Below are 24,957 nucleotides of genomic sequence, written 5' to 3' on the forward strand. Positions count from 1 at the left end.
GTGCGATTACTTGGCCCCAGCCTGGAACCATGCGGCCAGCTCGGCGCGTTCCGCATCGGTCATCTGGGTCATGTTGGCCAGCGGCATGTCCTTGGTCTGGACGGCGCGCTGGAAGATCTTGGCCGCGTGCTGATGAATCAGCTCGGGCGTTTGCAGCATCATCCCGGCTGGTGCGGTGGCGAAGCCGGCCTGGGTCGGCTTGTCCGAATGGCAGCTGGCGCAACGCTGGGTGACGATGGCCTGGATGCGGGCAAAGTCCGGTGCGGCAGCGGCCACCGGCGCTGCGCCCTCACCTGTGGAGGCAGCAGGTGCAGCAGGTGCCACGGGACGCGGGGCAATCGCCACGGCCACCGCCAGCAACAGGACTACTCCGGCGATGGGATAGCCCACCGACACCTTGCCCTTGTGCCGCAAATTGAAGAAGTGACGAATCAGCACACCGGCCGCCATGATCGCCGCCAGCACCAGCCAGCTATGGGCATGCGTGTAGGTCATCGCGTAGTGGTTGCTGATCATGATGAAGAGGATGGGCAGCGTGAAGTAGTTGTTGTGCACGCTGCGCTGCTTGCCCTTGCGGCCGTGGATGGGGTCGGGCGAGCGGCCGGCCTTCATCGCCTCCACCAGCTTGCGCTGGCCGGGGATGATGACCATGAGCACATTGCCCACCATGATGGTGCCGATCATCGCGCCCACGTGGATATACGCCGCGCGGCCCGACAGCAGGTGCGTGAGCAGATAGGCCACCGCCACGATGAAGACGAACATCACCAGCCCCAGCAGCCCTTCGCGCTTGCCCAGCGGCGACTTGCACAGCAGGTCGTAGACGATCCAGCCCAGCACCAGGGTACCGATGCCCACACCGACGGCTTCCGGCCCGGTGAGGTTGGCTACGGACTTGTCGACCATCATGGCCGAGGCGTTGAAGTAATAGACGATGAAGAGCATGGCCACACCGGTGATCCAGGTGGCATAGGCTTCCCACTTGAACCAGTGGAGTTCTTCCGGCAGCTCGGCCGGCGCGACGAGATACTTTTGCGGATTGTAGAAACCGCCGCCGTGCACGGCCCACAGCTCGCCGGAGACGCCCTTCTTCTCCAGGTCGCTGCCCGGCTTGGGCGGGCGGATGGAGTTGTCCAGCCAGACGAAATAGAACGAGGCACCGATCCAGGCGATGCCCGTGATCAGGTGCAGCCAGCGGACCAGCAGGTTGGCCCAGTCGATGCCATATGAAACCAGGAGTGCTTCCATGTCTTCCCCACGCAGGATTGCTGTCCGCCACCGCGACCTACTCCGGACAGGCGAGGCATTGCCTCAGGAATGGGCCGCCATGGAAGTCTTCCCACCGCCCTGCGTGTACCAAGGCTGCAACTGGATGAGTGGAGTGAAGGCTTCCCGCGCGCCGGGAAGCGCAGGCGCCTTGATGGCGCCCTGGCTGGTCTCCCGTCGTGCTGCCGCTACGACCCGATGGCTGATGCCATCTGTTTTTTTGGCCATCCTGCTGATGCGGGACGGTTGCAGGAAAGATAAACGTGAGGGTCACGCAAAACATGGCCATCAACGTATATTTGACATACGAATGACGATATACAAAAATGCCCCCTGGATGTGGGACGCTTGCGCTCGCATCACGCCAGGCCGCCGCCCGAGCCGGCCCGGCACACGACAACGATAATGCGCCTGCCCCCGATGCAGCCGCCCCAGAGTGAACGAAAAACCGTCACCTGCCCCGCACCACAAGACCCCGGAGACATTCCCATGTCCAGGCTGCCTGACCATCTCGACATCCACCTCATCCGCATTCTCTATCTCCTGCTCTGCGAGAAGAACGTATCGCGGGTCGCCCTGAAACTGAACCAGCCGCAGCCCTCGATTTCAGCCTCGCTGCGCAAGCTGCGCGAACTGACCGGCGACCCGCTGCTGGTGCGCGGCGCGCGCGGCATGGTGCCGACCCAGCATGGCGAGAGCCTCTTGAAACCCGCCAAGCGCATCCTCGACGAGACCGAGCGCCTGTTCGTGCCCAAGACTGCCTTCGTGCCGCAGGAGGAAGAGCGCACCTTCCATATCGCCGCGCCCGACTACATGAACACGCCCTTCTTCACTGAGGTGATCGCCCGCCTGCGGCGCGAGTCGCCGCGCAGCCGCATCGTCATCCATGCGCTGGGTCCGGATAACGATTACGTGCGCCTGCTCTCGGACGGGGAACTGGACCTGGTGATTGCCAACTGGGACGAGCCGCCTGCGCATTTGCACCTGTCAAAGCTGTTTGACGATCCCATCGTCTGCCTGATGCGCGCTGACTGCGCCTACGCCAAGCGCACCGCGCGCGACGCCATGAGCATCGAGGACTATCTTTCGCTGCCGCACGCCGCGCCCTCGCAGATCCTGCCCGGCTATCACGGCACCATCGATACCTTCCTCGAAAAGCAGAACCTGCATCGCAACGTGGTGGTGGAATCGGCGCACTTCCGCATGCTGCCCTACATGGTGGCGCAGACCGACCTGGTGCTGACGGCTGGCCAGCAGTTCGCCAGCTTCTACGAAAAACTCCTGGGCCTGAAAAGCTATACGGTACCCATCAAGTTCCCGCCGCTGCGTTTTTACCAGCTGTGGCACGAGCGGGTGCACCAGGCCACCGAGCACAAATGGCTGCGCGCCCAGGTCAGCGCGGCGGCCAAGATGATGGCGCAGGGCCGCGCCTGAAGCGGTGCCGGGCCGCTCCGGCAAAGGAAACGGGCATTCCGGCATATATCGGCGGCGCGCCAGCCGGTATGCCGGGGCTTATATATCGCACTCCCCGGATTGCATTAGTATCGCCAGCATCAGACCGGCATCCGCACACAAGCCCCACCAAGACGCGGAGCACGGTACTGGGCCGGAACCACCTTCAAGCGGCAAGGCACGCCACCCTCTCAGAATGATCACGGTGGCGCGGTCACATGCCAGGTTCCATCGATAAAAAATACCAGGAGACAATCCCATGCAAGCCACTCGCCATCCGGTGGATGAACGCCTACCCGTATTCAAGCTCTTTGCCCTCGGCATGCAGCACGTGCTGGTGATGTATGCCGGTGCGATTGCCGTGCCGCTCATCATCGGTGGTGCGCTCAACCTGCCCAAGTCCGAGATCGCCTACCTCATCAGTGCCGACCTGTTCTGCTGCGGGCTGGTGACCATCATCCAGAGTGCCGGTCTCTGGAAATTCGGCATCCGCATGCCCGTCATGATGGGCGTGACCTTTGCCGCCGTGGGGCCGATGGTGGCCATGGCCAACAATCCGCAGCTGAACATCCTGCATATCTACGGGGCGGTGATTGCTTCGGGCGTGTTCTGCATCCTCGCCTCGCCCTACATGAGCAAGCTCATGCGCTACTTTCCGCCGGTGGTCACGGGTACCGTCATCACGGTGATCGGCGTCTCGCTCATGGGCGTGGGCATCAACTGGGCCGCAGGTGGACAGCCGGTGATCGGCAAGCTGGTCGACGGGGTGTTCGTGAAGGTGCCCAATCCCGACTACGGCTCGCCGCTGTCGCTTTCGATTGCGGCGGTGGTGCTGGTCTCGATCCTGCTCATCACCAAGTACACGCGGGGGTTCATCTCCAACATATCGGTGTTGATGGGCATGGTGGTCGGTTTCGTGATTGCCTTTGCCTTGGGCAAGATCAGCTTTGACGGGCTGGATGCGGCGGACTGGTTCGCCTTCATCCAGCCCTTTCACTATGGGCTGCCGCAATTCGACATTGCCTCCATCATCAGCATGTGCCTGGTGATGATCGTGACGATGATCGAATCGACCGGCATGTTCATGGCCCTGGGCGACATCGTCGGCCGCCGCATCGACGACCGCACGCTGGCCAGCGGCTTGCGCGTGGATGGCCTGGGCACGGTGATCGGCGGTCTCTTCAACACCTTCCCTTACACCTCCTTCTCGCAGAACGTCGGGCTGGTGGGCGTGACCGGCATTCGCAGCCGTTTCGTCTGTGTGGCGGCCGGGGTGATCCTGATTGCGTTTGGCCTGTTCCCCAAGATGGCGCACGTGGCCGCGTCGATTCCGCAATTCGTGCTGGGCGGTGCCGGCATCGTGATGTTCGGGATGGTGGCGGCGACCGGCATCAAGATCCTGTCCAAGGTCGATTTCCACGGCAACCGCAACAATCTCTTCATCGTCGCCATCAGCATTGGCGTGGGCATGATCCCCATCGTTGCGCCGACCTTCTTCGACAAGATGCCGCATCTGCTGGGCACCATCTTCCACAGCGGCATCCTGCTGGCCTCGGCCATGGCGGTCGGATTGAACCTGTTCTTCAATGGCCGGGGCAGTGAAGAGGACGTGGCCCGCTATGCGGTGGCGGCGGCGCAGAGTTCGGATCACTGAAGCGGGTGCGGCGAGATATGCCGCTGCGCATACGGCCCAGATGAAACCGTTGATGCCATCCGGGCCAAGATGTTTTAAAGTCTCATCTGCGCTGCAGACCGCACCGGGCGGGCTTTGGCGCAGACCGTGAGACGACAGCCGCAGACAACAATCGGTGCCGACAATCCTGATTTTCATGAGGGATGTCGGCGTCGGCTTTGCGGCATCACCCATGAACACAGCGAGGGAGCCGGCGGCGAGCCGACCGGCCAGCACATGACGACGACACTGGAACACCTGAACGCAGCCGAGACTTCGGCCTTCATCGCCGCCTTGCACGGCATTTACGAGCACTCTCCCTGGATTCCCGAGCGGGCGGCGCTGCAGCGTCCGTTCCGCAATCTCACCGCCTTCAAGCTGGCCTTGCACAAGGTCGTGACCGACGCCAGCCGAGCCGAGCAGTTGGGCCTGATCCGCGCCCACCCGGAACTGGCGGGTCGCGCCGCGATTGCCGGCGAGCTGACGGCCGAGTCCACGGGTGAGCAGGCCAAGGCCGGACTGAACCTGTGCAGCCCGGAAGAATTTGCCCGGCTGCAACAGCTCAATGCCGACTACAACGCGAAATTCGGTTTTCCCTTCATCCTGGCGGTGAAGGGCCCCACTGGTGCGGGCCTGACGCGCCAGCAGATCATCGCCACCTTTGCCCGCCGCCTGCGCAACCAGCCGGAAGACGAACTGCGTGAAGCCCTGCGCCAGATCGGCCGCATTGCCGAGATGCGCATCAACGACCTGCTGGGCTATCGCCCGGCGATGGGGGCGACGGTGATGCAGTGGGCGGAAGAAATCGGCGCCCTGTCGGAAGACGAAGGCGCGCTCACCTGCACTTATCTCACCGAGACGCACCAGCGTACTGCCGAGCAGATTGCGCAGTGGATGCGCGAGGCGGGCATGCATGTGCATATCGATGCGGTGGGCAACGTGGTGGGGCGCTATCTTTCCACCGATCCGCAGGCCAGGACTTTGTTGACCGGTTCGCACTACGACACGGTGCGCAATGGCGGCAAGTACGATGGGCGCGAGGGAATCTTGCTGCCCATTGCGGTGGTGAAGCATTTGCATGAACGTGGCGAGACCTTGCCTTTCCATTTCGAGGTGATTGGATTTTCGGAAGAAGAAGGCGTACGTTTCAAGAGCACCTTCCTGGGCAGCAATGCGGTGACCGGCCATTTCGACATGAAGCTGCTGGACCTGCAGGACAAGGATGGCATCAGCATGCGCGAGGTGATCTCCCAGGCGGGCCATGATGTGGCGGCCATCCCGCAGATTGCGCGCGATCCGGCCGACATCCTGGGCTATGTGGAGGTACACATCGAGCAGGGACCGGTATTGCTCAATCGTGATTTGCCGGTGGGCATTGTCACCTCGATTGCGGGCAGTTCGCGCTACCTGGTGGAGTTGAAGGGTGTGGCCAGCCACGCCGGTACTACGCCGATGGACATGCGCAAGGATGCGGCGGCAGCGGCGGCCGAGATCATCCTTTATGTGGAACAGCGTTGTTCGCAGGACCAGCATGCGGCGCTGGTGGGCACGGTGGGCCAGTTGCAGGTACCGCGCGGGTCGACGAACGTGATTCCGGGTGCGTGCCAGTTGTCGCTGGACATACGTGCGGCGGTGGATGATGTGCGTATGGCGGCGGTGAAGGACATCCTGAGCAAGATCGAGGAGATCTGTGGCCGGCGCAGCATTGATTTCAAGCTGGAGGAGACCTTGAGCGCAGCGGCAGCGCCGTGTGCGCCGTGGCTGATGGATCAGTTGCGTGCCGCGACGGAGCGTGCGGGGGTGACGCCGTTCGAGTTGGCTTCCGGAGCCGGGCATGATGCGATGGCGATAGCCAAGCTGACGGATGTCTGCATGTTGTTTACGCGATGTGGCAATGGCGGCATCAGCCACAATCCTCTGGAGACGATGACGGCGGATGATGCGGAGGTATCGGGGCAGATTTTGCTGGATTTCCTGCGCAGTTTTGAGGCGAAGCGTTAATGATTTATATGATTTAGCGTTCTGCGCGTCTTCGATACGCGGCTGCGCCGCTACTCAGTCCGAACGGGAACTTGCAGCACCGGGCCGGACGACGCCGCAGGCGAGTACGACCGAAGCCGCAGGCGAGCAAAAAAGGGCGAAGCCGCAGGCGAGCCCGAGTGGGGGTGGTCCCCATAGAGCCAGCCGCCGCAGCGGAGCGAAAAGTGGATCAGAAGGATAGCCGGAGCGAAGCGACTCTATCCTTCCCACTTTTCGCTTCGCTGCGGCGGGGACCCTCCGGAGGAGGGCTGGCTCTTTGGGGTCGCCTTCTTTTGCTTACTTTTCTTGGCGAGACAAGAAAAGTGAGCGGCTGCCGGGCCGCTCCCGGCGCGTTCTTCCGACCGGAGAGAGAAAGTAATTAAGCTAGAGCGCAGGAAAGCGATCCGTGCAGACTACCCAAAACACAAAACCAGCAAAAACAGCAAAAACAGCGAAACACCAGCATTAAGCAAACCTTAACGCAAAACAAAACCAGCATTAAACGGACCTAAACCCTCCCAACAACCCCACCCGTCGCAGTCGTTAATAGGGCAAGAAAGGGACTCCCCCCTGTCACCTGCGCCGACCCGCAAGTCAAACACATCAACAAGGAAGCCAAGAAGGAGTCCAACATCATGCAAGAGCAAGCAACAGGCAAGACGCTGTTGATCAGGAACGCGCGCGTCCTGGTCACGATGAACGAGGGCCGTGAAGAGATCGCCGATGGTGCGCTTTACATCAGGGGCAAGGTCATCGAGCAGGTTGGCAAGACGGAGGATCTGCCGCAAGAGGCGGACGAGATCATTGATGCCAGTAATCACGTGGTCATCCCGGGCCTGATCAACACGCACCACCACATGTACCAGAGCCTGACGCGTGCGATCCCCAGCGCGCAGAATGGCGAGCTGTTCAACTGGCTGACCAATCTGTATCCGATCTGGGCGGGCCTGACGCCGGAGATGATCCGGGTATCGACGCTGACGGCCATGGCAGAGTTGATCCTGTCGGGCTGTACCACCAGCAGCGACCACCTCTACATCTACCCCAACCAGACCCGCCTGGACGACAGCCTGGAGGCCGCGGCCCAGATCGGCATGCGATTCCACGGAGCGCGAGGTGCCATGAGCGTAGGCCAGTCCAAGGGAGGATTGCCGCCGGACCGTGTGGTGGAAGAAGAGCCTGCCATCCTGAAGGACACGCAGCGTCTCATCGAGACTTACCACGACAGCCAGCGCCACGCCATGCAGCGCATCGTCGTCGCCCCTTGCTCCCCCTTCTCGGTCTCACGCGACCTGATGCGCGAGGCCGCCGACCTGGCGCGTCACTATGGCGTATCGCTGCACACGCACCTGGCCGAGAACGTCAACGACATTGCCTACAGCCGCGAGAAATTCAACATGACGCCGGCGGAATATGCCGAAGATTGCGGCTGGGTCGGCCACGACGTCTGGCACGCCCACTGCGTGCAGCTCGACGAGCATGGCATCGAGCTGTTTGCCCGCACCGGCACGGGCGTGGCGCACTGTCCCTGTTCCAACATGCGGCTGGCCTCCGGCATTGCGCCCATCCGCAAGATGCTGGATGCGGGCGTACCGGTCGGCCTGGGCGTGGACGGCAGTGCGTCCAATGACAGTGCCCACATGCTGGGCGAAGTCCGCCAGGCCATGCTGCTGCAGCGTGTCGGCTTCGGCCCCGACGCCATGACCGCACGCCAGGCGCTGGAAGTGGCTACGCTGGGCGGCGCCAAGGTCTTGAATCGCGACGACATCGGCGCGCTCAAGCCCGGCATGTCCGCCGACGTCGTGATGTTCGACACGCGCCAGATCGCCTTTGCCGGCGCACTGCATGATCCGGTGGCCGCACTCGTTTTCTGCACCCCGGCCAACGTGAACACCAGCATCATCAACGGCCGCGTGATCGTGCGCGAGGGACAGCTCACCACCATTGACCTGGGGGCGGTGCTGGAGCGGCACAATCATCTCGCGTACCAGCTCGCCGAAGCGGCGCGCTGACATGGGCAAAAGGAAAAGCAGCATGCGTATTGCAGACATGAAAATAGGGGCGCGACTGGCGCTGGGTTTCGGAGCCGTCATGGTGCTGTTGCTGGCCATTGCGGTACTGGGCAATCTTCAACTGGGGCGACTGGCCGATGGGATCGGCCTGATTGTCAAGGACCGCTACCCCAAGACAGTGATGGCCAACACGGTACAGATCCAGGTCAACAAGATCGCGCTCGACATCCGCGACATCCTGCTCACTGATGATCCGCAACGCATCAAGGCCCTGGTCGCCGACGCCACCGCAGCGGACCGCAAGATGAACGAGTCGCTGGCCAGGCTCAAGGAGGTAGCGCGGTCCGAAGAAGACAAGCGCTACGTCGAGGCTGCCATGACCGCGCGCCAGGCCTACGTACCGGCGCGCGACAAGCTCCTGGCCCTGGCACTGGCGGGCCAGGTGGACGAGGCCAAACAATACCTGCCGCAGCAATTCATGCCGGTACAGATCAAGTACTTCATCGCGCTCGATGCCATGTTCGACTACCAGGGCGGCCTGATGGATGCAGCCGGCGAGGCCGCCACCCAGGACTCCGCCAGCGCCCGCAACATCATCAACGGCCTGGCGCTGGCTGCCCTGCTGCTGGCGGCGGGCGTGGCATGGCTGGTCTCGCGCAGCATTGCGCGGCCGCTGGTCAATGCGGTGGACGTGGCGCGGCGGGTGGCGCAAGGCGACTTGTCGGCGCGGGTCGAGGTGAGGTCACGGGACGAGACAGGCGAACTGATGATGGCCTTGAAACTGATGAACGACAACCTGCGCAACATCGTCAGCCGCGTGCGCCTTGGCACCGACACCATCCATCATGCTGCTGAAGAAATCGCCAGCGGCAACCTGGACCTGTCGGCGCGTACCGAGCAGCAGGCAGGCTCCATCGAAGAGACTGCGGCCGCCATGGAAGAACTGACCTCCACCGTCAGGCAGAACGCCGACAATGCCCGCCAGGCCACCGAGCTGGCCGGAAATGCTTCGCACATTGCGGTACAGGGCGGCACAGTGGTGGAGCAGGTGGTCAGGACGATGGCCGACATCAATGCCTCCTCGCGCCAGATCGTGGACATCATCAGCGTCATTGATGGGATTGCCTTCCAGACCAACATCCTGGCCCTGAATGCGGCCGTGGAGGCGGCGCGCGCGGGCGAACAGGGACGCGGCTTCGCGGTGGTGGCCTCCGAAGTGCGGTCACTGGCACAACGCAGTGCCACCGCCGCCCGTGAAATCAAGGAGCTGATCAACGATTCGGTGGGCCGCATCGACAGCGGCGCCACGCTGGTACAGCAGGCCGGCAGCACCATGCATGACGTGGTGCAGAGCGTGCAGCGGGTCAACGCCATCATTACGGAAATCAGCGCCGCCAGCCGGGAACAGAGCAGTGGCATCGAAGAGATCCACCGTGCCATCACCCTCATGGACGAATCGACCCAGCAGAATGCGGCGCTGGTGGAAGAAGCAGCCGCAGCGGCCCAGGCCATGCACCATCAGGCCGGACAGTTGCGGGAGGCGGTGGAAGTGTTCAGGCTTGAGGCGTGAGGCTCGGGGAGCGCAACGCCGGTTCGCCACGATCCTCTGCAACCGGCGCAGGTGCAAGCGGTGCCCTGACAACTCTTGCAAGATGGATTATTATTTCTCCCGTCATTGCTGAGCTGCGCCGAGAGCGCAGGGCAGTGGCGAAAAATGAAGAAGTAGAAAAATAAGACATTCAACAACACAGATGTCAGGGGAAAAATGAGATTGACTGGATTGGCTTTGGCCACGGCCATCGCATTGACAGGCTGCGCAAGTCTCAAGCAGACGCTGCCGGAAAACTATCAGGGGCCGAAGGCAACCATCAAGGATTCGACCAAGCGCCACTCGTCCCAAAAAGCCGATATCTTCTACATCGATACCGTTGATGGCGAGTCAGTCCTCACTTCCCCCATGCGTACGCGCGCGGAGAACCAGGGCAAGTTTTTGTTCATGCGTGTCTACCTGATCAGCCACGATTTCCCGATCCAACCCACCACCTTGGGCATTCGCGGCGAGACGCAATATGCCGCGCCCATCCTGGCCTTGACCAATCCTGTCTATCGCGTTGAGGGCAAGGTCCAGTTCACGCCGGAAGCCGGCAAGGTCTACGTGGTCAAGGGGGAACTGGGCGAAGATTATTCCGCGGTATGGATCGAGGAAGAACAAACGCATACCGTGATCGACAAGAAGATCGAGACGAATGGCTCCGCCAAAGCAGGCGCCTTCCAGAAATAAGAAGCAAGAAAGACATCGCCGTCACAACCCAAGGGGAAAACCAATGAAAGCCATGCTGTTCAGTCTCGCGCTGGTCTCAGCGCTGTCCGGTTGCGCCGTACCCATGGCCGATCCGGCCAAGGATGCACAACTCAAGGAATTCAAGATCGACAAGGACAAGAGTGCCGTCTACATCTATCGCAATGAAACCATGGGCGCGGCCGTGCGCATGGATGTCGCGGTGGATGGCGCGCCCCTGGGCCGCACGGCTGCACACACTTATCTCTACAAGGAGCTGACGCCTGGCAAGCACGTCATCACCTCCACCGCCGAAAATACCGAAACGCTGGAGATCGATGCCAAGCCGGGCGTACTGACCTATATCTGGCAGGAAGTGAAGATGGGTATCCTGATGGCGCGCAACAAGTTGCACCTGGTCGATGAAGAAGAAGGACAGGCCGGCGTCAAGGAAAGCAAGCTGGCTGAATCAAAGTAAGCCGCCATGATGAAGCACGGCCCCTTGTGACGTCCTCCTCCAGAACGTCGCAAGGGGTCGTTTTCATTGTGTCGGCCCCCTACCCCCACACCTCCGCCACCCGCAACAGATTGGTACTGCCCGGCTGTCCGAAGGGCATGCCCGCGGTGATCGCGATCTGATCTCCCTTGCGCGCAAATCCTTCCCGCACGGCCGCCTGGCAGGCGGCGCTGACCATCTGGCGCTCGTCATGCACGGCTTCGCTGATGGTGGAATGCACGCCCCACACCAGCGCCAGCCGCCGTGCCGTGGCCAGTTGCGGCGTGATGCTCAAAATGGGCGCAGCAGGCCGTTCACGCGCCGCGCGCAGGCTGGTATGCCCCGAGCTGGTATAGGTCACGGTGGCGCTGGCCCCGAGGATGCCGGTGACGTCGCGCAGCGCCGCGCAGATGGCGTCGGGCCGGTTGCGCTCGGGGGTGGCGTATTGCGCCTGCATCAGGGTGCGATACAGCGGATCCTTCTCCACCTCCGCAATCACCCGGTCCATCATCGTGACCGCCTGCAAGGGATAGCTGCCATTGGCCGACTCGGCCGACAGCATCACCGCATCCGATCCGTCATAGATGGCACTGGCCACATCCGAGACTTCGGCGCGCGTGGGTACCGGTGCGGCAATCATCGATTCCAGCATTTGCGTGGCGATCACGATGGGCTTGCCCTGCTGGCGGCAGGCGCGCAGGATGCGCTTTTGCGTGCCCGGCACGCACTCCGGCGGCAGCTCCACGCCGAGGTCGCCGCGTGCCACCATGATGGCGTCCGACACCGCCACGATCTCGTCGAGCCGCTCCAGCGCGGCCGGTTTCTCCAGCTTGGAGAGGATGGCCGCGCGGCCCGCTACCAACGCCCGCGCCTCCAGCACATCCTCGGGGCGCTGCACGAAGGACAGCGCGATCCAGTCCGCCCCCATCTCCAGCGCGAAGTCCAGATCACGGCGATCCTTGGCGGTGAGCGCAGGAATCGGCAAGACCGCGTCGGGCACATTGACGCCCTTGCGGTCGGAGACCACGCCGCCATTGACCACGCGCGTGCGAATGGCATGGCCATCGCTGGCTTCTACCTGCAGGCGCAGCTTGCCGTCATCAATGAGCAGGCTTTGTCCTGCTTGAATGGCCTCGAACAATTCTGGATGGGGCAGGCAGACGCGGTGCTGGTCGCCGGGGGAGGCATCACGATCGAGCGTGAACGCCTGTCCGGCCTGCAGCACTGCCCTGCCCCCGTCGAACTGGCCGATGCGCAGCTTGGGTCCCTGCAGGTCGGCCAGCACGCCGATGGGGCGGCCGATTTCGCGCTCCACCTGGCGCACGATCTGGTAACGCGCGTGATGATCGGCGTGGCTGCCGTGGCTGAAGTTGAAACGAAATACGTCAGCCCCGGCGTCGAAGAGCGCGCGGATCATCTCCGGCGTGGCGCTGGAGGGACCCAGGGTGGCGACGATTTTGGCCTGGCGCAGGCGGCGCATAGGAATCTCCCGTAATACAGGTTGTGATGGCGTGGACGACATGCGCGAAGGCGCAAGCGATGAGGGCTTGCCCCCGGCAAGCCCTCTTGGCGATGATGCGGCCCGCTCAGGAAGCCTTGGCGATCTCGTGATTGGACAGGATCTCCACCGCCCGGCACAGCGCCGAGTGATCCATCCCCGCCAGCCCATTGGCCGCGCAGGCGTTCATCAGCTCCTGGGCCGCGGCAGTATTGGGCAAGCTGATGCCCAGTGCCTTGGCGCCTTGCAGGGCCAGGTTCAAATCCTTCTGGTGCAGCTCGATGCGGAAGCCCGGCGCGAAAGTCCGTTTGACCATGCGCTCGCCGTGCACTTCAAGGATGCGCGAGGAGGCAAATCCACCCATGAGCGCCTGCCGCACCCGTGCCGGATCGGCTCCGGCCTTGGAAGCGAAGAGCAAGGCCTCGGCCACGGCCTGGATGTTCAGGGCCACGATGATCTGGTTGGCGACCTTGGTGGTCTGGCCATCGCCGTTGCCGCCGACCAGGGTGATGTTCTTGCCCATCAGTTCAAACAGCGGCTTGACGTCGTTGAAGGCCGATTCCGAACCGCCGACCATGATGGTGAGCGAGGCCGCCTTGGCGCCCACTTCACCGCCCGAGACCGGCGCGTCCAGATATTGGCAGCCGAGCGCATTGATCTTCTGCGCGAACTCCTTGGTGGCGATGGGCGAGATGGAGCTCATGTCCACCACGATCTTGCCCGGCGACAGGCCTTCGGCCACGCCCTTCTCGCCAAAGAGAACGGCCTGCACATGGGGCGTGTCCGGCACCATGACGATGACGATGTCGGCGCGCCGCGCCACTTCCGCACCCGACGTGCAGACGGTGGCCCCGCCCTCCAGCAAGGGCGCCGGGGGATTTTTCTGGTCGTGCAGGTAGAGCTTGTGGCCGCCCTTCTGCAGGTTGTCCGCCATGGGTGCACCCATGATGCCCAGGCCGATGAATCCAACTTTTGCCATGCTGTATCTCCTCAAGAAAGATGAAATCCTGCTGTCATGTGATCAAGCTGTCTGCAATCCGTGTTGCGCGATCCAGCCCAGTCCGGCGGTGGTCCCGGCCTGCGGTTTGTATTCGCAGCCGATCCAGCCGCGATAGCCGATCTCCTCCAGCCACTTGAACAGGTAGCGGTAATTGATTTCGCCGCTACCGGGTTCGCCGCGTCCGGGGTTGTCGGCCAGTTGCACGTGGCCGATCAGGGAGAGGTTGGCCTTGAGCGTGTTGGCCAGTTCGCCCTCCATGCGCTGCATGTGATAGATGTCGTATTGCACGAAGAGATTGTCCGAGCCCGTGGCCAGGATCAGCTCCACCGCCTGGCGCGTGGTGTTGAGGAAGAAGCCGGGAATGTCGAAGTGATTGATCGGCTCGATCAGCAGACGGATGCCCTGCTCCTTCAGGCGCGTGGCCGCGTATTTCAAATTGCCGACCAGCACCTCGCGCGCCGCTTCGCGCGAGACGCCCGGAGGCAGGATGCCGACCAGGCAGTTGAGTTGCGGCACCTCCAGCGCGCGGGCATAGCGGATCGCCTCATCGACCCCGGCACGAAACTCCGCCACGCGATCGGGATGGCAGGCGATGCCGCGTTCACCGGCGTCCCAGTTGCCGGCCGGGAGGTTGTGCAGCACGAGTTGCAGGCGATGCGTGCGTAATTGATCGGCGATCTGTTCCGGCGCGAAGGCGTAGGGGAAGAGGAATTCCACTGCACGAAAGCCGGCCTGCGATGCGGCCTGGAAGCGTTCCAGGAAAGGCTGTTCAGTAAACAGCATGGTGAGATTGGCGGCGAGTTTGGTCATGCGAGTCTCCTTGGTTTTCAGTCGAGCAGGCTGATGGCAGTGGGCGCATCATCGGCGCGTTCGGCCAGGGGTTCGAATTCATTGATGGCATCGATCTCGGTGCCCATGGCGATATTGGTGACGCGTTCGAGGATGATTTCCACCACCACCGGCACGCGGTATTCGGCCATCCAGCGCCGGGCCTGGGCGAAGGCATCCTGGATGGCATTGGGATCGGTGACGCGGATGGCCTTGCAACCCAGGCCCTCGACCACCGCCACGTGGTCCACGCCATAGCCGTTCAGTTCGGGGGCGTTGATGTTCTCGAAGGCCAGCTGCACGCAGTAATCCATTTCGAAACCGCGCTGCGCCTGGCGAATCAGGCCGAGGTAGGAGTTGTTGACCAGCACGTGCAGGTAAGGCAGCTTGAACTGCGCGCCCACGGCCAGTTCCTCGATCATGAACTGGAAGTCATAGTCGCCCGAGATGGCCACCACCTTCTTCTGCGGATCGGCCGCCACCACGCCCAGTGCAGCGGGAATGGTCCAGCCCAGCGGCCCGGCCTGGCCGCAATTGATCCAGTGGCGATCGCGATAGACGTGCAGGAATTGCGCGGCGGCGATCTGCGACAGACCGATGGTTGCTACATAGCAGGTCTCACGGCCGAAGGCGCGGTTCATTTCCTCATACACGCGTTGCGGCTTGACGGGCGTGTTATTGAAGTGGGTGCGCCGTTGCAGCGACTTCTTGCGCTGCTGGCATTCGGCCAGCCAGGCAGAACGGTCGGGCAGGCGGCCGGCGGTCTTCCACTCTTTGGCCACTTCGACGAAGAGTTTCAGCGCGGCACCGGCATCGCTGACGATGCCGTAATCCGGACCGAAGACGCGGCCGATCTGGGTCGGTTCGATATCGACGTGGACGAAGGTACGGCCCTTGGTGAAGACATCGATGGAACCGGTATGGCGATTGGCCCAGCGGTTGCCGATGCCGAGCACGAAGTCCGAGGCCAGCAGGGTCGCGTTGCCATAGCGGTGGCTGGTTTGCAGGCCGACCATGCCGGCCATCTGCGGGTGATCATCGGCGATCGCACCCCAGGCCATGAGGGTCGGGATCACGGGGATGCCGGTGATCTCGGCGAACTCCACGGCCAGTGCGGACGCATCGGCGTTGACCACGCCGCCGCCGATGGTCAGCAGCGGGCGCTGGGCCGCGTTAAGCATGTCGAAGGCCTTCTCGATCTGGGTGCGGGTGGCGGCGGGACGATAGACCGGGAGCGGCGCGTAGGTATCGGGGTCGAAATCGATCTCGGCCATCTGCACATCGAAGGGCAGGTCGATCAGGACCGGGCCGGGGCGGCCGGAGCGCATGAGGTGGAAGGCTTGCTGGAACACGCGCGGCACCAGGGCTGGTTCGCGCACGGTGACGGCCCATTTGGTGACGGGCTTGGCGATGGATTCGATGTCGACGGCCTGGAAGTCTTCCTTGTAGAGCCGGGCGCGGGGGGCCTGGCCGGTGACGCAGAGGATGGGGATGGAATCGGCCTGGGCGGAATAGAGCCCGGTGATCATGTCGGTCCCGGCCGGCCCCGAGGTACCGATGCACAGCCCGATGTTGCCGGCCTTGGCGCGGGTATAGCCTTCGGCCATGTGGGAGGCGCCCTCCACGTGGCGGGCGAGGATGTGGCTGATGCCGCCGTGTTTCTTCAATGCCGAGTAGAAGGGATTGATGGCGGCGCCGGGCACGCCGAAGGCTTGCAGGCAGCCTTCCTTGACCAATACGTGCACTGCCGCGTCGACTGCTCTCATCTTTGCCATGCTCGTTCTCCAGGATGTCCGTTGGTGGATGTGTGATCGCTGGAGGCCATGCTAGTCATTACAAATCCGGATGATAAGTATCATCACAGTCCACTGATTACTGAGAAAAAGTATGGAAACATCCAAAAAGTATTGAATTACACTCAGGCCGGGAGGGATTGATGGACAAACTCAAGCAGATCGAAGCATTCGTGCTGGTGGTGGACAAGGGCAGCCTGGCAGCGGCGGCGCTGGAAGACAAGGTGACGCCGGTGATGATGGGGCGGCGCATTGATGCGTTGGAGAAGCGTTTGGGCACCAAGCTCATGCATCGCACGACGCGGCATTTGACGTTGACGGAGCAGGGCAGCGTGTTCCTGGATCATTGCCGCAAGTTGCTGGAGCAGATGGACACGGCCGAGAAGAGCATTGCCGAGGGGCGCCACAAGGCCACAGGCCACCTGGTGGTCTCGACCCCGGCGGCGTATGGGCGGCTGCATGTGGCGCCGCATGCGCCGGCGTTTTTGGCGGCGCATCCGGAGGTGCAGATTTCATTCAATCTGACGGATCGCGTGGTGGATCTGGTGCGTGAGGGGTATGACCTGGGCATCCGCATTGGGGGGGCGATTGAGCCGAGTTTTGTGGCGGTGCGGTTGGCGAGCAACCGGCGGGTGGTGTGTGCGGCGCCGGAGTATTTGCATCGTCATGGTGTTCCGCGCACGCTGGATGATCTGGCGCAGCACAACTGCCTGGCGTTCAATTTGCAGGGTGGGCAGCAGCGCGGGTGGTATTTCCAGCAGGGCGGCAAGCCGGTGATTGCCAAGGTACAGGGTAATCTTGATTGCAACGATGGGGAATTGCTGCATCGTTGGGCCAGTGAGGGATTGGGGCTGGCGTGGCGGTCGACGTGGGAGATCCAGGCGCAGTTGGCGTCGGGGGAGTTGGTGACGGTGTTGGATGAGTATGCTTTGCCGCATTACGACATCATGGCGGTGTATCCGCAGCAGCGGCATTTGCCGGCGAAGACGCGGTTTTTCATTGATTACTTGAAGGACGTTTACGGGCAACAGGATTACTGGAATCGGGCGCGGAAGGTGTGAAACAGGGGACGGTGCGCCTTCGATACGGGCCTGACGGGCCTACTCAGGACGAACGGGCGTCGATAAAACAAGGGCAAAACCAAAGCCGACGAAGCCGCAGGCGAGTACGGCCGAGGCCGCAGGCGAGCGAGAAAGGGCGAGGCCGAAGGCGAGCCCGTATGGGGTGGTCCCCATAGAGCCAGCCGCCGCAGCGGAGCGAAAAGTGGATCAGAAGGATAGTGGGAGCGAAGCGACTCTATCCTTCCCACTTTTCGCTCTGCTGCGGCGGGGACCCTCCGCAGGAGGGCTGGCTCTTTGGGGTCGCCTTCTTTTGCTTACTTTTCTTGGCGAGACAAGAAAAGTGAGCGGCTGCCGGGCCGCTCCCGGCGCGTTCTCCCGACCGGAGAGAGAAAATAATTAAGCTAGAGCGCAGGAAAGCATTCCGTGCAGACTACTTAAGCAAGCAAGCAAGCAAGCAAGTAAATAATTTCCACGAAACAACAAACCAAGCCCCAAAAAGCCCCCGCCAGATAAAACTGGCAAAATCTCGCCTGCGAAACACAAGATTCCATACCTCCGTGTCACCAATGCGCAGCAACAATCTCCAGCGCCAGCGCTGATTTCCGCCGAAAATCCCACTTATAACTCCAGGTTAATAATGGCTATGTGCCATCCCTTACATCCCTCAGATGAAATTCAACGACATTAGCAACGCTGCCAAAACAATGCGAAAAGCACCCCCACCAGCACCGCCCATTTTTTGCCTGCCCCCGGCCCTGACGCATGCTCAAGCGCATGCACAGCGCCAATGCCAGGCAAGTTTTCCGGCGCATAAAAACGGACCAAACGGAGACAACCCACAATGAACGCCTTGAACAAGTTCTTCCGCCTGGAAGAGAACGGCACCACCGTCCGCACGGAGTTGCTGGCCGGCCTGACCACCTTTTTGACGATGGCTTACATCATCTTCGTCAACCCCAGCATTTTGGGCGATGCCGGCATGCCCAAGGACTCGGTGTTTGTGGCCACCTGTGTGGCGGCGGCGGTGGGCACGCTGATCATGGGCCTGTATGCCAACTATCCGATTGGCCTGGCGCCTGGCATGGGCTTGAATGCCTACTTTGCCTATGCCGTGGTCAAGGGCATGGGTTTCCCGTGGCAGGCTGCGCTGGGCGCGGTGCTGATTTCGGGCTGCCTGTTTTTGCTGGTGAGCGTGCTGCGGGTACGTGAGCTGATCATCAAGAGCATCCCGCAGTCCTTGCGCACGGCCATCCCGGCCGGCATCGGACTGTTCCTGGCGATCATTTCCCTGAAGAGCGCCGGCATCGTCGCTGCCAACCCAGCCACCTTCGTCACCCTCGGCGACCTGCACCAGCCGGCCCCGGTGATGGCCATCATCGGCTTCCTGGTGATCGTGGCGCTGGACCGATTGAAGGTGCGTGGCGCGCTGCTGATCGGCATCCTGCTGGTGACGGTGCTGTCCTTCGTCTTTGGCGGCAACCATTTCTCGGGCATCTTCGCCGCCCCGCCCTCGATCGCCCCGACCTTCCTGCAGCTGGACATCAAGGGTGCCATTTCCATGGGCCTGTTGAATGTGGTGCTGGTGTTCTTCCTGGTCGAGCTGTTTGACGCTACCGGCACCCTGATGGGCGTGGCCACCCGTGCCGGCCTGATGAAGGACGGCAAGATGGAACGCCTGAACAAGGCCCTCATGGCCGACAGCACCGCCATTGTCGCCGGCTCCCTGCTGGGCACCTCCTCCACCACCGCCTACATCGAAAGCGCTGCCGGCGTGCAGGCCGGTGGCCGCACCGGCCTGACTGCGGTCGCCATTGCCGTGCTGTTCCTGCTGTGCCTGTTCATCGCCCCGCTGGCCGGCGTGGTCCCCGCCTACGCCACGGCACCGGCACTGTTCTTCGTGGCCTGCCTGATGCTGCGCGAACTGGTGCACATCGACTGGGAAGACACCACCGAATGCGTACCGGCCGTGATCACCGCATTGGTGATGCCCTTCACCTACTCCATTGCCAATGGCCTGGCACTGGGCTTCATCAGCTATGCCGGATTGAAGCTGCTGACGGGTCGTATGAAGGATGTATCAGTGGTAATCTGGATCATCGCCGCGATCTTCCTGTTCAAGATCATCTACCTCGGCGGTGAATGAGCGGCCAAGCGGCCTCATGAAGTAAAAGGAAAAATCGAAGAGGCAGCCCGGTAACAAACCGGCCGCCTCTTCGGGATCGTGACAAGAGGGAGCCCGACAATCGTCCGCAACAATCGCGCGCGGACAATCCGTTTCCTCTTTTGACGACCCCGGCACGTTTCTTGAATGCCATCTGGCCACGGGAGACACCACAGGCCGGCCACCGCCCCAAGCGGAGGTGCCGCCTGAAAGCAGATCCAACAACAAGAAGCACGCCCCACGATACGCCCTGGAGCGCGCCATAAAGCAGTCTGTTTTGTAGACAATCCAAATTCGAGTAAAGCCAAATGCCAGAGACCACCCGCCCCATCCAGTTCTACTTTCGCGGCCAGACCCACGAAGTAGCAGGCCAACCCACGACCCGCACCGTTCTGCAGCATCTGCGCGAGGACCTGCATTGCACCGGCACCAAGGAAGGCTGTGCCGAAGGCGATTGCGGGGCCTGCACCGTGGTCGTGGGTGAACTGCGCGATGACCAGCTGGAACTGAAGACGGTCAATGCCTGCATCCAATTCCTGCCGACGCTGGACGGCCGCGCCTTGTTCACCGTGGAAGACCTGAAGCAAGCCGACGGCTGCCTGCATCCGGTGCAGCAGGCCATGGTGGAATGCCATGGCTCACAGTGCGGCTTCTGCACGCCGGGCTTCGTGATGTCGTTGTGGGGCCTGTACCTGAAGCATGACAAGGACGGCATCACGCCCGACAAGCGCGAGATCGACGACGCCCTCTCCGGCAACCTGTGCCGCTGCACCGGCTATCGTCCCATCATCGATGCGGCACGCCGCATGGGTGAATTGCCCAAGGTCGAGTTCGACCGCGAGGCCGTCAAGACTGCCCTGCGCGCCATCGATCAGGACACGCCGCTGGCCGTCACGCATGCCGGCCAGACCTTCCACGCCCCGCGCACGCTGGCACAACTGGTGCAACTGCGCGCCGACCTGCCCAAGGCGCGCATCCTGGCCGGCTCCACCGATGTGGGCTTGTGGGTGACCAAGCAGATGCGCGAGCTGGGCGATATCGTCTATATCGGCCGCGTGGAAGAACTGCGCGCCATGCAGGTGCAGGACGGCATGCTGGAGATCGGGGCCGGCGTCTCGCTGGAAGAGGCTTACGCCGAAGCCGCGCGCCACTATCCGGACGAGCTGTCGGAACTGTGGCAGCGCTTCGCCTCCCTGCCCGTGCGCAATGCCGGCACGCTGGGCGGCAACGTCGCCAACGGGTCGCCCATCGGCGACTCCATGCCCTGGCTGATCGCACTGGGCGCGCAGATCGTGCTGGCCAGCGTGCGTGGCCAGCGCGTCATGCCGCTGGAAGATTTCTACCTGGCTTATCAGAAGTCGGCCCTGCAAGCCGATGAAGTGGTGCAGGCCGTGCGCATCCCGCTGCCGCGCAAGGACGTGCGCTTCCGGGTTTACAAACTCTCCAAGCGCTTCGATCAGGACATCTCTGCGGTCTGTGCCGCCTTCGCGCTGCGCATGGACGGCGACACCATCGCCGAGGCGCGCATCGCCTTCGGCGGCATGGCCGCCACCCCCAAGCGTGCGGCCCACGCCGAAGCACTGCTGCAAGGCGGCGCCTGGAGCGAAGCGCAAGTGCAGGCGGCCATGGCCGCACTGGCACAGGATTACGCACCGCTGTCGGACATGCGGGCCAGCGCCGCCTATCGCTTGCGCACGGCGCAGAACCTGCTCTATCGCTATTGGCTGGAAACGCGCACCGATGCGCCCCTGGCGCGCCAGGATGTGCGCGCCTTCGCGATCAGCGCCGCGTGAAGCCCTTGGACCGAACCTGCAGGAGAACCGCATGAACAAGCAAACCGAACAATTCCTCAACACCCTGGTGCAGCCGCCCAAGGACTGGGCCACCGTGGGCAAGCCGCATCCGCATGAATCGGCGATCCTGCACGTGACCGGCGAAGCCACCTATACCGATGACATCGCCGAACTGCACGGCACCCTGCATGCAGCGCTGGGCCTGTCGCAAAAGGCCCATGCGCGGGTGCGCGGCATCGACCTGGAGAAGGTCAAGGCTGCCCCCGGTGTGCGTGCCGTCTTCACCGCTGCCGATATTCCGGGCGAGAACGAATGTGGCGCCATCATTCACGACGACCCGGTACTGGCCGATGGCCTGGTGCAATACGTGGGCCAGCCGGTCTTCATCGTGGTGGCCGACAGCCATGACCAGGCCCGCCGCGCGGCCCGCCTGGCCGTGATCGACTACGAAGAACTGCCGCCCATCCTGACCCCGCGTGATGCCCATGCGGCGCAATCCTACGTGCTGCCGCCGATGCATCTGTCGCGCGGCGAACCGGCGGTGGCGCTGGCACTGGCACCGCACAAGCTGCGCGGGCAATTCGATGTGGGCGGGCAGGAACAGTTCTATCTGGAAGGACAGATCTCCTATGCCATCCCCAAGGAGGGACGCGGCATGCACGTGTATTGCTCGACCCAGCACCCCAGCGAGATGCAGCACCACATTGCCACCGTTCTGAAACTGGCTTCGCACGATGTGCTGGTGGAATGCCGGCGCATGGGCGGCGGCTTCGGCGGCAAGGAATCGCAATCGGCGCTGTGGGCTTGCGCAGCGGCGGTTGCAGCGGCCAAGCTGCGGCGCCCGGTGAAGCTGCGCGCCGACCGCGATGACGACATGATGGTCACCGGCAAGCGCCATTGCTTTGCCTATGACTACGAGATCGGGTATGACGATGACGGGCGCATCCTCGCGGCCAAGATCGACATGATCTCGCGCGCCGGTTTCTCGGCCGACCTGTCCGGCCCGGTGGCCACGCGCGCGGTCTGCCACTTCGACAATGCCTACTATCTCTCGGACGTGGAAATCCACGCCATGTGCGGCAAGACCAACACGCAATCCAATACCGCCTTCCGCGGCTTCGGCGGACCGCAGGGTGCGCTGGCCATCGAATACATCCTCGACGACATCGCCCGCAATCTGGGACGCGATCCGCTGGAGGTCCGTCGCAACAATTTCTACGGGCCCAGCGATGCCGAGGGACCGGAGGCGCGCAACGTGACCCACTATGGCCAGAAAGTGGAAGACAACGTCATCCACGGCCTGGTTGATCAGCTCGAACGCAGCAGCCGCTACCAGGAACGCCGCCGCGCCGTGGCCGAGTTCAATGCGGGCAGCACGGTGTTGAAAAAAGGCCTGGCGCTCACGCCGGTGAAGTTCGGCATTTCCTTCAACGTGCCGCACCTGAACCAGGCCGGCTCGCTGGTGCACGTCTATACCGATGGCTCGGTGCTGGTCAATCACGGTGGTACCGAGATGGGCCAGGGCCTCAATACCAAGGTCGCGCAGGTAGTGGCCAACGCCCTGGGCGTGCCGCTGGAGCAGGTGCGCTGCACCGCCACCGATACCAGCAAGATCGCCAACACCTCGGCCACCGCCGCCTCCACCGGCAGCGACCTCAACGGCAAGGCGGCGCAGGACGCCGCCCTGCAGATCCGCGCGCGGCTGGCCGATGTGGCGGCTCGTCATTTTGGCGTGGAGGCCGCAACGGTGCGCTTTGCCGATGGCCTGGTGCTGGCGGGAGAGCAATCCCTGCCCTTCGTCGAGCTGGTGATGAAGGCTTACCTGCAACGCGTGCAATTGTGGTCCGATGGTTTCTATTCCACACCGAAGGTGCATTGGGATGCAAAGCGCATGCACGGCCATCCCTTCTTCTATTTCGCCTATGCGGCGGCGGTGTCGGAAGTGGTGATCGACACCCTCACCGGCGAATGGAAACTGCTGCAGGCCGACCTGCTGTATGACGCCGGCGAAAGCCTGAACCCGGCGCTGGACATCGGCCAGGTCGAAGGCGGTTTCATCCAGGGCATGGGCTGGCTGACCACCGAGGAACTGTGGTGGAACAAGGACGGCAAGCTGATGACGCATGCACCTTCCACCTACAAGATCCCGGCCATCTCGGATTGTCCGGAAGCCTTCCGCACGGAACTGTATGCCAACAGCAATGTGTCCGACACCATCCACCGCTCCAAGGCGGTCGGTGAACCGCCGCTGCTGCTGCCGTTCTCGGTGTTCCTGGCGATCCGCGATGCGGTCTCGTCGGTGGGCGCGCATCGCATCAATCCGCCGCTGCGCGCACCGGCCACCAGCGAGGCCATCCTCGATGCGGTCGATGCCGTGCGCGCGGCCACGCTGACCCAGTAATACGCGGCGGAGAAACATCATGAGCACATGGTTGAGCGCATTACGTCTGATGCAGCAGGACAGCATCCCGGCAGTGCTGGTGACGGTGGCGCAGATCCAGGGATCGACCCCGCGCGAGCCAGGGGCGCGCATGCTCTACACCGCCGAGGGCCAGTTCGACACCATCGGCGGTGGCCACCTCGAATGGCGTGCGGCGCAGATCGCGCGGGCCATGCTGGCGGCGGATTCCGACGCGCTGGCCGATCAGCGACGGCTGGAACGCATCGCGCTCGGGCCGAGCCTGGGACAGTGTTGCGGCGGTGTGGTGTTTCTCTGTTTCGAGCGCATCGATACCGAGGCTACCTCCTTGCACACCTGGCAGGCGCTGGAACAGGCGTGGTGCAGCGGCACTGACCGCTGGCGCGCCTTGCCGCTGGATCACGACGCGCCCTTGCAACTGCTGGAGAACGATTCATCTGAGCTCGGCCTGCCGCCGGAGGTGATCCGACACGCACACCAGACACAGCTGGTGCGCGACGGCCAGGGCCGCCGCTGGCTGCTCGACCTGTGCCGGGCACATCAGCCGCAGGTGGTGCTGTTCGGCGCCGGGCATGTGGGAGCGGCCATCGTCAAGGTCTTGTCGACCCTGCCTTGCCGGGTGCTGTGGGTGGATGAGCGCGAGGACATGTTCCCGCCGGGCCTGCCGCCGCAGATCCGCATCGAGGCCACCGACGTGCCCAATGCCGCGGTCGACATGGCCGAACCCGGCGCGTATTATCTCGTGATGACCCACAGCCACGCCCTCGACCAGCAACTGAGCGAACGCATCCTCAAGCGTGAAGATGCGGCGTGGTTCGGGCTGATCGGGTCCATCACCAAGCGCAAGCAGTTCGAGCATCGCCTCTCGGAGCGCGGTTTCTCGGCGGCGCAGCTGGAACGTATCACCTGCCCCATCGGCATCCCCGGCATCTATGGCAAGGAACCGGCCAGCATCGCCATTGCGGTGGTGGCACAACTGATGCAACTGTGGGAACTGCGCTTTACCCAACCCAAACCCAAGGCATGGCCACTGAGTCTGGCCACACACGCTCTGGACGGCAGAGGCTGAAGGAACACCCTGCCGTCACCCCTTCCGGGAATCCTGTCGACACGTTTTGGCTGATCGCACCGGATTCCCCTTCGATTCCACTCTCGCAACACGGAAAGCATCGTCACGACCATGCCTTCCAGTATGATGACCACTGAATC

At 62.8% G+C, this 24,957-nt stretch carries 17 protein-coding genes; 12 read left to right on the top strand and 5 right to left on the bottom strand.

Annotated elements, in window-relative coordinates:
* Positions 1–6: 6 nt before the first annotated feature.
* Positions 7–1,248 (bottom strand): urate hydroxylase PuuD, encoded by a 1,242-nt coding sequence (locus J2X56_RS08315; RefSeq protein ID WP_209567180.1) that lies wholly within the window; start codon positions 1,246–1,248, stop codon positions 7–9.
* A gap of 507 nt (positions 1,249–1,755) precedes the next feature.
* Between J2X56_RS08315 and J2X56_RS08320 the strand changes: the two genes are divergently transcribed.
* The 7 genes from J2X56_RS08320 to J2X56_RS08350 all read left to right on the top strand — a co-directional run bounded on the left by J2X56_RS08320 (position 1,756) and on the right by J2X56_RS08350 (position 11,177).
* Positions 1,756–2,700, top strand: coding sequence for a LysR substrate-binding domain-containing protein (locus J2X56_RS08320; RefSeq protein WP_209567182.1), 945 nt, complete (start codon positions 1,756–1,758; stop codon positions 2,698–2,700).
* A 277-nt stretch (positions 2,701–2,977) separates the two neighbouring features.
* On the top strand, positions 2,978–4,372 hold the full coding sequence (locus tag J2X56_RS08325) for a nucleobase:cation symporter-2 family protein (RefSeq protein ID WP_121044866.1): 1,395 nt from the start codon (positions 2,978–2,980) through the stop codon (positions 4,370–4,372).
* Between the two features lie 255 nt (positions 4,373–4,627).
* Complete coding sequence (locus tag J2X56_RS08330; protein WP_209567184.1) at positions 4,628–6,391, top strand: allantoate amidohydrolase; 1,764 nt, start codon at positions 4,628–4,630, stop codon at positions 6,389–6,391.
* 653 nt (positions 6,392–7,044) lie between these two features.
* Positions 7,045–8,421: an 8-oxoguanine deaminase gene (locus J2X56_RS08335; protein WP_209567186.1), complete on the top strand. Its 1,377-nt coding sequence runs from the start codon at positions 7,045–7,047 to the stop codon at positions 8,419–8,421.
* Positions 8,422–8,443: 22 nt separating this feature from the next.
* The gene (locus J2X56_RS08340) at positions 8,444–9,991 is read left to right on the top strand and encodes a methyl-accepting chemotaxis protein (protein WP_209567189.1); all 1,548 of its coding nucleotides are present in this window, start codon (positions 8,444–8,446) and stop codon (positions 9,989–9,991) included.
* A 195-nt stretch (positions 9,992–10,186) separates the two neighbouring features.
* Positions 10,187–10,702 carry a hypothetical protein gene (locus J2X56_RS08345; RefSeq protein WP_134137341.1) on the top strand — a complete coding sequence of 172 codons (516 nt, stop codon included), beginning with the start codon at positions 10,187–10,189 and terminating at the stop codon, positions 10,700–10,702.
* 52 nt (positions 10,703–10,754) lie between these two features.
* Positions 10,755–11,177: a DUF2846 domain-containing protein gene (locus J2X56_RS08350; RefSeq protein ID WP_245202013.1), complete on the top strand. Its 423-nt coding sequence runs from the start codon at positions 10,755–10,757 to the stop codon at positions 11,175–11,177.
* 79 nt (positions 11,178–11,256) lie between these two features.
* Here the strand turns inward: J2X56_RS08350 and pyk are convergent, their stop codons facing one another.
* The 4 genes from pyk to gcl all read right to left on the bottom strand — a co-directional run bounded on the left by pyk (position 11,257) and on the right by gcl (position 16,296).
* Positions 11,257–12,675: a pyruvate kinase gene (pyk, locus tag J2X56_RS08355; RefSeq protein ID WP_209567193.1), complete on the bottom strand. Its 1,419-nt coding sequence runs from the start codon at positions 12,673–12,675 to the stop codon at positions 11,257–11,259.
* Positions 12,676–12,781: 106 nt separating this feature from the next.
* Complete coding sequence (locus J2X56_RS08360) at positions 12,782–13,672, bottom strand: 2-hydroxy-3-oxopropionate reductase (RefSeq protein ID WP_088754984.1); 891 nt, start codon at positions 13,670–13,672, stop codon at positions 12,782–12,784.
* Between the two features lie 42 nt (positions 13,673–13,714).
* Positions 13,715–14,503 (bottom strand): hydroxypyruvate isomerase, encoded by a 789-nt coding sequence (gene hyi / locus J2X56_RS08365; RefSeq protein ID WP_121044880.1) that lies wholly within the window; start codon positions 14,501–14,503, stop codon positions 13,715–13,717.
* Positions 14,504–14,520: 17 nt separating this feature from the next.
* Entirely contained in the window at positions 14,521–16,296 is a 1,776-nt protein-coding gene (gene gcl / locus J2X56_RS08370) for a glyoxylate carboligase (RefSeq protein ID WP_209567195.1), read from the bottom strand.
* A 161-nt stretch (positions 16,297–16,457) separates the two neighbouring features.
* Between gcl and J2X56_RS08375 the strand changes: the two genes are divergently transcribed.
* The 5 genes from J2X56_RS08375 (at position 16,458) to xdhC (ending at position 24,817) form a co-directional block, all read left to right on the top strand.
* Positions 16,458–17,375: a LysR family transcriptional regulator gene (locus tag J2X56_RS08375; protein ID WP_121044884.1), complete on the top strand. Its 918-nt coding sequence runs from the start codon at positions 16,458–16,460 to the stop codon at positions 17,373–17,375.
* 841 nt (positions 17,376–18,216) lie between these two features.
* Complete coding sequence (locus tag J2X56_RS08380) at positions 18,217–19,518, top strand: NCS2 family permease (RefSeq protein ID WP_039784743.1); 1,302 nt, start codon at positions 18,217–18,219, stop codon at positions 19,516–19,518.
* Between the two features lie 326 nt (positions 19,519–19,844).
* On the top strand, positions 19,845–21,329 hold the full coding sequence (xdhA, locus tag J2X56_RS08385) for a xanthine dehydrogenase small subunit (protein WP_209567197.1): 1,485 nt from the start codon (positions 19,845–19,847) through the stop codon (positions 21,327–21,329).
* 31 nt (positions 21,330–21,360) lie between these two features.
* Positions 21,361–23,730: a xanthine dehydrogenase molybdopterin binding subunit gene (gene xdhB / locus J2X56_RS08390; RefSeq protein ID WP_204725757.1), complete on the top strand. Its 2,370-nt coding sequence runs from the start codon at positions 21,361–21,363 to the stop codon at positions 23,728–23,730.
* Between the two features lie 19 nt (positions 23,731–23,749).
* Positions 23,750–24,817: a xanthine dehydrogenase accessory protein XdhC gene (gene xdhC, locus J2X56_RS08395; protein ID WP_134137348.1), complete on the top strand. Its 1,068-nt coding sequence runs from the start codon at positions 23,750–23,752 to the stop codon at positions 24,815–24,817.
* Positions 24,818–24,957 lie beyond the last annotated feature (140 nt).

This window comes from Herbaspirillum sp. 1173, from assembly GCF_031455335.1.
Lineage (GTDB): Bacteria > Pseudomonadota > Gammaproteobacteria > Burkholderiales > Burkholderiaceae_D > Herbaspirillum > Herbaspirillum huttiense.